Raw genomic sequence first — 11271 nt, forward strand, 5'->3', positions numbered from 1 at the left:
AATGGTCAGCTGTCGATATTGGTTATCGGTAACAGGCAGCAGCGCTCCTCCGGCAACCGGATAAGCGTGATCGCAGGTAGGTTCTTATAGTCTGTGGATGTCCTTATTCGGTGTTCTATTTGACAGCTTGCGATTTTCCTCCCCTATGCAAAAACTCGGGGCGAGCGAACATAAAAAGATGCCACGAAACGCCTTCGCTGCGTTCAATGCCCGCGACACTTCCCGGGACAAACTCCACCAGTTGCCGATCGGGCGCGCCTGTGAGTGCCTGTGAGACGGTACGCGCCACAAACGGCATGTGGCCGACCACGAGCGCGTCCTTCTTGGGGTCTCTCAACCGATGAAGAAAAGCCTCGGGCGAGTCGTTGGGCGCCAGACCCTGGCCCTCATAAATCTGGCTGCGGGATTTAAGCAATGGCCGGAGTATTTCCGCCGTCTCTTTTGCCCGGGTCTTGCTGCTGTGAAGAATTTGTGCGATCTGGACGTTTTGGCTCGAGAGCCACTCTGCCAGTCGCTGAATATCGACTCGACCCCGATCGCTCAAAGGGCGGTCAGGATCGACGTCTTTCGGCACAGAATCGCCGTGCTGAACGATATAAAGTCGCATCGGTATCCCTCGGCTCAGGTCACCATGTAGACGGTATCGTGTTCCCTGGCGTGCTCGATCACCACGAGCCCGATCTGGTCGCCCGGCCTGGCGACTGCCACCGCCTCGTGGTCGATCTCCATCGATTCGACTTTCTGCTCGAAGTCTGAGGTGTGGCCCTTGACGTGAATGGTGTCGCCTTTATGCAGTTCGCTGCCCGTGATCGTCACACCTGCCACATGCAAGTGGCTGTAGTAGTGGGTCACCTTGCCGATTCTTGTCTCAGTCATATCATTCTCTTCAACGTACGCCGCAAGCTTTGCCACATTCTAAGTATAGACCCTGGGTCTTGCGTAATTACTCAATCGGCATGCTCCGCGCCCGTAATCAAGCGCGCGCCGCGACCATAAGTGATGTACTCCCAAAGCCAGCGGATGGAAACCACCAGGGGACTGGGCACACCGACCAGAAAATAAATGTGGGCGATGCCCCATATCCACCAGGCGAGCCGGCCGGTCATCTGGTAGCGTGAAAACTCGATGACCGCCGATCTGCGTCCGATCGTGGCGAGATGGCCGGCATGACGGTAACGAAATGTCTGCGCGGACGGTTTGCCGGCGATTCTTCTGGCAATAAGGTCCGCCACGAATCGGCCCTGCTGCTTGGCGGCCGGTGCGATGCCGGGAACCGGTTCTCCCCGATCGTTCTTCACCAATACGGCATCGTCGATGACAAAGATATCGGGATCGCTTTTTATCGACAGGTCGGCGCGGACGATCACCCTGCCGACCTGGTCGGATTCCGCGTCCAGCCATCGACCGACCGGTGACGCAGCCACGCCGGCCGCCCAGATAATGGTTGCTGCGGCGATCCTGTCGCCACCGATCGTCACGCCTTCGCCATCGCAATGCGTCACCGGTGTACCCAGACGAACTTCGACGCCGAGCCTTGCCAATGACTGGTGGGCGTAGTCGGACAAGGATACGCGCAGATAGGGGAGCAGGCGTGGACCGGCTTCGACCAGGATGATCGTAGCGCTGCGCGGATCGATGCGCCGGAAGTCAGCGGCCAGCGTATGATGCGCGAGTTCGGCGATGGTGCCGGCGAGCTCGACACCGGTTGGCCCGCCGCCGACGATGACGAAGCGCAGCAAGCGCTCTCTTGCCGCGTCGTCGTCGGTCATCTCCGCCTGTTCGAAAGCAGTGAGGATGCGCCGGCGAATATGGGTCGCATCGTCGATGCTTTTCAGGCCGGGCGCTAAGGTTTCCCAGTCCTCGTGGCCGAAATAGGAGTGGGTGGAACCGGTCGCGACGATAAGATAGTCGAAGGCCACGGATTCATGCTCCAGGATGACCTCATGCCGGGCGACATCGATGTCCATCACCTCAGCCAGCAGCACCGATGTATTTTTCTGGCGGCTCAAGATGGAGCGAATGGGCCAGGCAATGTCTGACGGCGGCAGGCCGGCTGTGGCAACCTGATACAACAAAGGCTGAAACAAGTGATAGTTATGCCGGTCGACGACCGTGACGTCAGCCGCAACACCCGCCAGCCTCTTGGCAGCAAATAGCCCGCCAAACCCGGCGCCCAGGATCACAATGCGTGGCATCAGTGCAGTATATCGAAAATAGCCGGGATCAGTGCGTGCATCGGGCTTGGTTGCAAACCCGGTCGGGCCTGAAGGCCCTCTGGCAGCCGCGAAAAAAAAGACAAGGTTCCTTTGCGTCTTGTGGCAAGGATAAACGGTACGGCGCTACAAGGCATTCTTCAATCGCAAGTGTTTATGGAAAGGTCGAAAATCCTTATCTGCGTGCAGAAGCGCAAGTTTGTTCTGAATACAAAAGGTAGCAATTATTGTATCGACTGTTTTTCTGACAGTAATGCCTTTTTTCCTTAACAGCCTGAAATTATCAGCGCTTTTAATTGCAATATTGGTATCCAGCACATTAAAAATAGTTAATGAGCCAAGAAGTTTTTTGGCAGTCTTATAGTCTTTGTCACTTCTGAAACCTTGGAGAACCTCGGCCAGGATCAGGTCACCCGTAGAAATTGGCTCGGTTCCTAGCAAGGAGTCGAGTCTGTCGACTTCGGGGGAAGTTTTGCCATTAAAATAATCAATCCAAACGCTGGAATCCACGAATATCATCTATGGGTTCTCATTCCCTTGAGGTCGCCTTGCCATTTCAGTTTGCCTTTAAATTGCTTAATGCTTTCTTGTTTTTTAAGCTTAATCAAGGCTTTAAGGCCAAGTTCAACTACTTCACGCTTGGTTTTCGTTTGCGAGAGTTTAAGGGCTTTTTCCATGAGCTCATCGTCTATTACAATATTTGTTCGCATGCCAGTTACCAATGTGTATAACTTTGGATAATATACACATTTAAGCATATTGGGCTTATGCTTTCAAGGACGACCCCGCATTATCATGCCTTCCTGCGATAATCTCTGGGAGGGAGGCCTTCGGATGGTGGTTGAATATGCGACTATGAGTGTCGGCAGCTCCATGCCCACACGAAAGGCGATCAAAGAAACCGGATGCGAATCGCGATTCTTCTGTTGAACTCCGGCCGCGGCAGCGGCGAAGTGGCGCGCCGGCAGGCCCGTTATCTCGCCGCGAACGAATGCCGTGTTTTCTTCATGCATCCGCGTATCGGAGAAGGTGCGCCGGGTGCGCTCAACCAGGACATCGAACTTCACACGGCGATCACTCCCGTCCACGAACACCTGCCATCGGCAGGCCGCGATCAGGAACAGGTCGCCTTGATGCCGTATGCGCGCGCCATGTCATACCTGGCGGACTATGAGCGCGCCCTGGCGTCGATCATCGACGAGGTGGATATCGTCCTCGGACACCATGCCAGCATCAGCGCAATCGCCACGGCGAATATAGCTACTCGTGCCGGCAAACCATACGCGCTCTTTCTCCATGGCACCGGGATCGAACCGCGGCACCAAGGGATGTACGACGATCGACTGTGGTCGATGATCCAACAGGCAATCGAGGGCGCAGACGGAATCCTGGTGACGACCGAATACGTCCGCGACCGACTGGTCCGTGAGCTCATCGATCTTCCCGTGGATCGTTTCCTGGTGCTCCCGTGCGGTGTCGACCTCGACGAGTTCCATCCTGACCAGGGCGCGGTGATTGCGGGCAAGTATGCACTCCCTGAAAAGTACGTGATTTGTCCGGGCGCATTGACCGCATCGAAGGGGCCGCAGAACGTCGTTGCAGCGACCGTCGAATACGCCGACATCGCGCCGACGGTTTTTATCGGCGACGGCGATATGCGCCAGCAGATCGAGATTGACTTGAACGGCCGGGGGAAAGTCCTGGGGTTCGTATCCGCCGAGGACAAGGCCGCGCTGATCAATGCTGCGTCGATCCTGACCGCGGCGCCGGAGAAAAAAGAGCATTTCGGCATCATCTACGCCGAAGGTCTGGCAGCGGGAACGCCAGCGGTGGCTTATGAAGGAGGCGGAGTCGCCGCGATCGTCACGCGGCAGACGGGCATTCTCACCAAGCGGGATCCCAGGGCATTGGGCCGCGCGATCCGCGACTTGCTGAGCGACCCGGAGCGGCTTGCAGCGATGGCACGAAAAGGCCGGAGGAGGGCGGAGGAGAACTTCTCATGGCTCAAGCTGGGGCGCAGGCTGAAGGAGTGGCTGGTTCAAATAAGTTCTTCGTGAAACGGAATGACCAGAAATATTTCCGCGGAAACATCTCCTAGAAATAACATTAGGAAGTTTCTATAAGTTACCTATTCAGAAGCTATTTTCGACGGAAAAAACGACACAAAAAACGAGGACATCCACAGTCTTCAAAACATAAAAAAAACGAGGACATCCACAGTCTCGCAAACAACGAGCGGAAACAACAAGGACATCCACAGTCTTCAAAACAACGCCAGGCCGCATTTGTTTCTTCTGAGGTGAGCCCCCCATTCTTTGGACAGCGCGACATCCACCACCCGCCACGCCTCGTTGTCGAACTGCATCAGTTCGCCCGTCACGTTGATGGCGAAAATATTCGGCAATGTTCCGTCAACAGACAAGCAATCCGGTTCGGGCAGCAAGGCCGCCGTCAGTTGCAGCGTGTCTGAGTGGTTATACGCGGGTTCAAAGGTGCCAGCGGCGTTTACGAGCGCATAATTGACGCGGTGTATATCGCCACTGGCCAGCACGATGATGATTTCGTTGCCAGTGCCACAGGCACCGACCAGGCGGCTCTCGAACCGGCGGCAGAAGGGCTGGCGTGCAGCGCCGCTCACCCGGGGACAAATGCGGTACGCGCCATCCCGGCTGCCGGCGTAAAGAATCAATTGTTGATCCGGCGAAACCCAGAACCGGGCGATTTTCCTGTTCCCGAGCTCCGTGGCTTCCGGCAACCATTGACTCTGGTTTCGCCGCGGGGCGACTTCGACGCCGGAAGCGGCCTGGGTTTCATCGGAAGCGCCCCGGTTGGCGTTGAACGACGAATGCGTAGTCACGTCAACCGCCGATCTGTTGGTTTGAGCCTGGAACTGGTTGATTGGCACCAGGCCGATGCAAAGCGCCGCTATGACGTACAAATATTTAGGCGCCAGGTGATTTTTGGAACCCGAAATCATTTGGGTCACTCCATCCTAAGCCGGAAAGGCCGGAGGCGCCTTGGTATCCATTGCGGATCATCGAAGCGCTGTCCGGCCATTTCCAATCGGGTCATCTAGCTCAGTTGATCTCCACCGTGAACTCGAACGGCATGTAGAACACGCCAGCCAGGTTCCGGCCGGCCTGCTGACCGCCGGGCAGGGTTGCGCAGGCCGTATTGGGGAAGCCAATACCGGTAATGGTCCACAGGGTTGCGTTCTCGCGATAAACCTCGACGTTGTCGCTCAGGTTCTTGCACGGCGATTTGCCCTTTATATTTGAGTTGAAGTATATGAAACCCGGGGCTTGCTCTTCTTCAAGGCTTTGCTCTGCGTCATCTTGATAATAGATGCGCATGGGCGGATAAATCCTGGCCCCGATGGCCATCCCGAACAGGCCGTCAGCCTGAACATCGTTGGCGTCCACCTTGATGGCGGATAGTCTGATGACGCCAGTAGTAAACAGGGGGGTGCAGCTTGTTAGCGTTGCGCAGTCGGTGAAATCAAGGTAAAGACCGCGTGGAGATTGGTCCAGCCGCAGCCACACATTGCCAAAGTTGGCCTTGGTGGCCAGAAATGCTTCGACGCCCTCGTCGCCGTCCATATACGGCGTGTAGTTGTCACTGCCGACCCGGTCGTTCGGGGCGTTCTCGAATGTGATCGTTACCGGGGTGAGACCTCCGGTATCTTCTTCTCCCGAACCTCCGCCACCCTTGTTCTTGCCATTGCCCTTGCCAGCATGGGCGGTGCTTGCCACGCTCAAAACCAAAAGAGTTATAAAAACGGTGCAGATTGTCTGATTCAATTTCATCTCTTTGTCTCCATTCGTTCACGGTGATGGCAACACGATGATTTTTGCGAAGATATTCAGCAAGATGCATAATCGGACATCGTGCAAATGTCTCACTTTGTCGCACTTTGCCAGCCCTGTTGCAGCGGCAAAATGGGCGGAAAAGGAATAACCACTCAATAGAGCAAACCGTGAGCGACGAATCCACACAGACTCAACAGGGAGCAACCGGCCGGCCGGATGACGACCGCCTTGTGTCGTGGAAGCGAATCGCCACTTATCTGAACCGGAATGTGCGTACGCTGCGCCGCTGGGAAAGGAATGAGGGTCTGCCCGTGCATCGCCTGATGCACGAGAAGCTGCCCACGGTCTATGCCTACAAGTCGGAGCTGGACGCCTGGTGGGAGGGCCGCGAGAAGCAGGCTGCCACCCTAGGTCAACTCGCACAGCGTGTATTCCGGACAAGGCCGTACTGGCTCTGGCTGATCCTGGTCGTCGCCGTCAGTGTCGCCGGGCTGAGTTGGTTGTTGTCCCGGAATGGCGACATCGCGTTCGAGGCATGGGACTGGGTGTTGATTGCCCGGTTTGAGAACCGCACCGGCGAAACGGTGCTTGATGGCACGCTCGAATATGCCCTGGAACGGGAGCTGGGCAATTCGAGCTATGTCAAGGTTGTACCGCGGGAGCGGGTCAACGACGCCCTGCGATTGATGAAAGTGACCCTGAATACTCCGATCGACGAACACATCGGCCGGGAAATCAGCCTGCGCGACGGGGCGATCCGGGTTCTCATCATGGGCCGCATCGAAAAGCTCGGCGGCACCTATGCCCTGAGCGTAGCGCTCATGAATCCGGCCGATGGCGTGAAGCTGGCCGGTTTTGCGGCGGAGGCCTCGAGTCAAACGGAAATCCTGCCCCGGGTGGCCCAACTGGCGCGGGACGTCCGCCAGGCGCTCGGTGAAGAAGTGTCCAGCATCCGCCAGAGCGAACAAGCACTTGCCAAGGTGACGACACCCTCGCTGGAGGCCCTGAAACTGTACTCGGAAGCCGAAGTCATGATGGCGGGGGGGCCTGAACGCAAGCGGGCGCTGCCGCTGCTGAAACGGGCGGTCCGAATCGACCCCGACTTTGCCTCCGCCCATCTGCTCTTGTGGTACCTCCTGTGGGAGCAAGATCGGCAGGAACAGGCAGAGATGCACCTCGAGCGCGCCATGGAACTGGCCGATAGCACAAGCGAACGGGAGCGGTTGTTCATCCTGGCGACCTATTACGGGGGCTATCTTCAGGATGATCAGAAAGCCATTGAAACCTACAAATTCCTGATTCGTATGTATCCTGACCATGTCTGGGCCTGGGGAAATCTTTCAGTCATCTACCGCATGCTGGGGCAACCCAGCCAAGCGGCGTACTATCAATTCAGATCCGCAGATTTGCGGCCAAACCTCGGACGGCCTCAACTGGACGCGGCACAGGCCGCGCTGATTCTGGGAGACGCAGAATCAGCCGAAATCTACATTGCCAGAAGCCGGGCTCTGGCTGAGTTTAATCCCTGGCTCAAGGCAGAACTGCAAGTGTTGCCCATCGCGGAATTGTGGATCGAAGGAAATTATCGAGCAGCGGCTAAAGCGCTGGACGAGCTGGTCGGCGAGGTTGGCGCGACCGAGCTTGCTCAGAACCGGCCATTGTTTGTCGAAGTTCGTTCGCTTTACCTGGCGCTGGGCCGATTGGAGACATTCGAAACGCTATCGAACAAGAAACCGGATGCTGACTTTTTGCAAGCCTTCCTGGACCTCGATTCCCCGCGCAAGGAGTCGCTGAACGCCTTCCTGGATCGCATCCGGGTGTCATACTTCAAGGCGGTGCTACTGGTGCGCGCAATGCGCTTGCAAGAGGCCATCGAAGCGATCGAGAATCCCCTGTCGGCCGAGAATGAACCGCCCCCTTATATCTTTTGGCTCAACAAGAAGCTGGCCCGCGGTGAACTGGCCCTGGCTCAAGGCCGGCCTGAGGATGTGGCCCAGTTGCTTGAGGAAGTCACTCAATGGGGGAGGATAAAGTCGGATGTCCCGTATTTTCTGGGGGTGAATGCGCTGGTCAGAGCACATGAGATGCTGGACCGGCGGCAGGATGCCATCGCAACCCTGGAGTCGGCGGGGGCGACGAAAGCCATGTCGATATTCGACCAGGGAGCGGCACACTTCTGGATCGAAACCCGCGCGCACCTCATGGACTTATACGACCAGTCAGGACGGCATCGGTCGGCGGACAGAATCGAGGTGGAACTGCGCGACCTTCTGCAGGTCGCCGATCGTAATCACCCTGTCCTGGTGAAGCTGGATCAAAGAGCAGCCCAATGATGGAAAACAACGAGGACATCCACAGTCTCAACAAAAACAACGAGGAAACAACGAGGACATCCACAGTCTCAACATTCTGGCGATTGTTACTGGAGGTCTTTCAGTCTCGCCAGGTTTTGCACCGCCGCGGGGAAATAGGTCGGCGAGCGTTTTATGGCCTCGTTCAAAAAGCGATGCGCTTGTGCTAAATCTCCGTTCTGCAATGCTGCGTAACCGGTGTTGTTGTAAGCGTTGGCCTCGCTCATTATTCGCTTGTAGGTTGTGATGGCATCTTGATACCAGCCCTGTTTGGCGTAAATCATGCCGAGGTTGCCCCATGCCTGCGAGAAAGCTCGATCATTGGCGGCTTCGTAAAGATCCAGGGCAGCGCCGTGCGAATCCCCGGCCAGGAATTTCGAATAGCCACGGTTGTTAAGTATGTGTGCAGCTTCAGGGTTTATTGATAAAGCCGCGTTGTAGTGAGCTTGCGCCGCGGCGTAATCGGCTTTCTTGTCGGCGTATACGCCAAGTGCATTGTGCGCACGCCAAAGGCCAGGGTCATTTTCGACCGCCATCGTCAGCTCCACGACAGCCCGTTCGTCCTTGCCTTCATTCATGAAGATCAGTCCCAGGGCCTCAAGAGTGCGCGCGTGTGCTGGGTCGTAGTGCCGAGCCTGCAGTAGAGCGCGTTTCGCCAATACAATATTGTTGCGCTGCATCTGGATTTCGCCGATATGGGAAAGCAAGTCGACATTTTCCGGGTTGAACTGCAAAGCCCTGACAAAGAAAAACAACGCCTTATCGATGTTTCCTTCCTGCATCGCGCTGGCGCCTTTTGCCAGCGCCTCAGCCTCCGATCGAACCGGATATTCGGTAGCGAAAAGGACGTCGAGATTCTTGTCGTTAAACGATCCTGCCACATAAACATCGGCATCCGGTTCCGGTAAGCCGGCGCAGCCGGCCAGGATTCCGAGCAAACAGATTGTGCTCATTCCCAAAGTCACCGATTTGATCTTCATTCTTGTTCTCCGATAGGTATCCGTTTGAGCGTGGGCTAGGGACCGGACGCCCAGTTCATGATATTCAAGACGGCAGGCCCGATGGCAACGATAAAGAACACCGGGAACATGCAAAAGATCAGTGGGAAAATCAGCTTGGTTCCCATCTTCGCGGCCTGTTCCTCGGCTCTTTGCATACGGATATCACGGAACTCTTCCGAGTAGACCCGCAACGCATCGCTGATGCTGGTGCCGAAACGCATCGTTTGCACGAGTAACCCCACCAGGCCCCGGATATCCGGAAGACCGGTCCGGTCGGCAAGGTTTCTCAGCGCTTTTTCACGAGCCGTGCCGGCGCGAATCTCGGCGTTGACGGTAGAAAGCTCGAATGCCAGTTCGGGGTGGCTGACCGCCAGTTCGTCCGCCACTCGCTGGATAGCGGCAGCGAGGCCAAGACCGGCTTCGACGCAGACGACCAGGAGATCGAGTGCATCGGGGAAAGCACGCCTGAGGTTGTTCGATCGCCTGGCTACCAGTTTTCTGAGGACGATGTTGGGCGCTATCAAACCGAAACCCGCGGCAAACATCGCGTAGGTAAGGGCGGATCGAGTTTCGATTCCGGGGAAAAACCGGGTAGCGAGCAGGACCGCCAGGGGCAGGACAAAAATCATCAACGACTTGATCGCATAAAAAGCAGGCTGCGCCTGCGGCGATCGAAAACCGGCGCGGAAAAGTTGTAGCGTCATTTCTTTTCGTTCAAGTTCTTTTCGTGGCAAAAGGTAGGTAGAGACCGGGCCAAGTGCGGTGGCGACCCGGACCAGGAGGCGGCCTTTGACTTCTGGAGTTTCTCCAACCAGGCCCATGCGACGACGTACCGGGTTTACCAGGTTCATGATCAGGGCGGTCAGACCGAGTCCCAGGATAAATATCGTTGCCGCAGAGAGAGCAACCAGGATTCGACGCAGAATAACTTCGTCACTCGAGTAGCTGGCCAACAGGTCGAAGATTGCTTCCATTAGCCTATACGTCGATCCGAAGGATCTTGCGGATCCATAAAACGCCCACGACTGTCGAGACGAAGCCGAAAACGACCATTTTCTGGCCACGTTCGTCTTCAATCAGTACCGGGAGATAATCCGGCGTCGTGACCCACAGTGCGATAAACAGGACCAGTGGCACCATTGCCAAAACCCAGGCCGACATCCGGCCCTCTGCGGTATAGGACTGGACTTTACGTTGAAGTTTGAACCGGCCACGAATAACGGTCGAGATTTTTTCCAATATCTCTGCGAGATTGCCACCCGTTTCCTTTTGCACGAGAATCGCGGTTACCAGCGCCATCACCGTGACACTCGGCACTCTGGACAACAGGCCGAGCATCGCCCGGCGGACATCGTTGCCATAGTTGATATCACCGAACACCAGTTCAAATTCTTCGGCGACCGGATTGTCCAGTTCGTCGGCGACGAATTTCAGGGAAGCGCTCAGCGGATGCCCCGCCTTCAACGCTCGTTTGATCGTGTCTATGGCGTCCGGCAATTGCTCCTCGAACTTTTGAATGCGTTTGATACGATCCATGTTGATTTTCATGAACGGAGCGTAGGTCGCCAGGAGTGCGATCGTGACGGTTACCATCGGGGACCGGTAATAGAACCAACTGAGCACTAAACCGGTAACGCCCATGACCAGGGCTATGAGAACCAGGCGGTAGGCGAGAATCTTGTGCCCGGACTCCTCGATACGCTTCGCCACCATTTCCATGGCCGGCAAGGACTCGAGTTTACGCTCGAACGGCGACAGGCGGCGCAGGTATTTATCGCGAAGCAACGACGAAAAAGCTTCGGAGTTGCCCGCGGCCTCTATTTCACTCATGCGCTTCTGAAGTCTCTTACGGGTCTTGGCGCTTTCGCCGAAGACCGGCACAACCAGACCCTGCATC

12 protein-coding genes are annotated in these 11271 nt (G+C 56.3%); 2 read left to right on the forward strand and 10 right to left on the reverse strand.

Annotated elements, in window-relative coordinates; genetic code table 11:
* Window positions 1–115 precede the first annotated feature (115 nt).
* The 5 genes from sixA to IIA05_11725 all read right to left on the reverse strand — a co-directional run bounded on the left by sixA (window position 116) and on the right by IIA05_11725 (window position 2923).
* A complete protein-coding gene (gene sixA / locus IIA05_11705) occupies window positions 116–607 on the reverse strand; it encodes a phosphohistidine phosphatase SixA (protein MCH9027759.1) in 492 nt (163 codons plus the stop codon).
* A gap of 14 nt (window positions 608–621) precedes the next feature.
* Window positions 622–876, reverse strand: coding sequence for a translation elongation factor-like protein (locus tag IIA05_11710; protein MCH9027760.1), 255 nt, complete (start codon window positions 874–876; stop codon window positions 622–624).
* Window positions 877–947: 71 nt separating this feature from the next.
* A complete protein-coding gene (locus IIA05_11715; protein MCH9027761.1) occupies window positions 948–2195 on the reverse strand; it encodes an NAD(P)/FAD-dependent oxidoreductase in 1248 nt (415 codons plus the stop codon).
* Window positions 2196–2339: 144 nt separating this feature from the next.
* Window positions 2340–2732 (reverse strand): PIN domain nuclease, encoded by a 393-nt coding sequence (locus IIA05_11720; GenBank protein ID MCH9027762.1) that lies wholly within the window; start codon window positions 2730–2732, stop codon window positions 2340–2342.
* Window positions 2729–2923 carry a type II toxin-antitoxin system VapB family antitoxin gene (locus tag IIA05_11725; protein MCH9027763.1) on the reverse strand — a complete coding sequence of 65 codons (195 nt, stop codon included), beginning with the start codon at window positions 2921–2923 and terminating at the stop codon, window positions 2729–2731. The genes IIA05_11720 and IIA05_11725 overlap by 4 nt, the downstream gene beginning before the upstream one ends.
* A 195-nt stretch (window positions 2924–3118) precedes the next feature.
* Between IIA05_11725 and IIA05_11730 the strand changes: the two genes are divergently transcribed.
* Window positions 3119–4270, forward strand: coding sequence for a glycosyltransferase family 4 protein (locus IIA05_11730; GenBank protein MCH9027764.1), 1152 nt, complete (start codon window positions 3119–3121; stop codon window positions 4268–4270).
* A gap of 206 nt (window positions 4271–4476) precedes the next feature.
* On the opposite strand, the gene IIA05_11735 is transcribed toward IIA05_11730, so the two are convergent.
* Together IIA05_11735 and IIA05_11740 are read right to left on the reverse strand one after the other, a co-directional pair.
* Complete coding sequence (locus IIA05_11735) at window positions 4477–5190, reverse strand: hypothetical protein (GenBank protein ID MCH9027765.1); 714 nt, start codon at window positions 5188–5190, stop codon at window positions 4477–4479.
* 100 nt (window positions 5191–5290) lie between these two features.
* The gene (locus tag IIA05_11740) at window positions 5291–6019 is read right to left on the reverse strand and encodes a hypothetical protein (GenBank protein ID MCH9027766.1); all 729 of its coding nucleotides are present in this window, start codon (window positions 6017–6019) and stop codon (window positions 5291–5293) included.
* Window positions 6020–6189: 170 nt separating this feature from the next.
* Here IIA05_11740 and IIA05_11745 point away from each other — a divergent pair, with 170 nt between their 5' ends.
* Window positions 6190–8355 carry a hypothetical protein gene (locus IIA05_11745; GenBank protein MCH9027767.1) on the forward strand — a complete coding sequence of 722 codons (2166 nt, stop codon included), beginning with the start codon at window positions 6190–6192 and terminating at the stop codon, window positions 8353–8355.
* An 86-nt stretch (window positions 8356–8441) separates the two neighbouring features.
* On the opposite strand, the gene IIA05_11750 is transcribed toward IIA05_11745, so the two are convergent.
* From IIA05_11750 to IIA05_11760, 3 genes are all read right to left on the reverse strand, one after another.
* On the reverse strand, window positions 8442–9353 hold the full coding sequence (locus tag IIA05_11750; GenBank protein MCH9027768.1) for a tetratricopeptide repeat protein: 912 nt from the start codon (window positions 9351–9353) through the stop codon (window positions 8442–8444).
* 35 nt (window positions 9354–9388) lie between these two features.
* Entirely contained in the window at window positions 9389–10348 is a 960-nt protein-coding gene (locus tag IIA05_11755) for a type II secretion system F family protein (protein MCH9027769.1), read from the reverse strand.
* A 4-nt stretch (window positions 10349–10352) separates the two neighbouring features.
* Window positions 10353–11271, reverse strand: a 919-nt coding sequence (locus tag IIA05_11760; GenBank protein MCH9027770.1) for a type II secretion system F family protein, incomplete at its 5' end; no start/stop codon positions are given.

The organism is Pseudomonadota bacterium, assembly GCA_022572885.1.
GTDB lineage: Bacteria > Pseudomonadota > Gammaproteobacteria > Steroidobacterales > MnTg04 > MnTg04.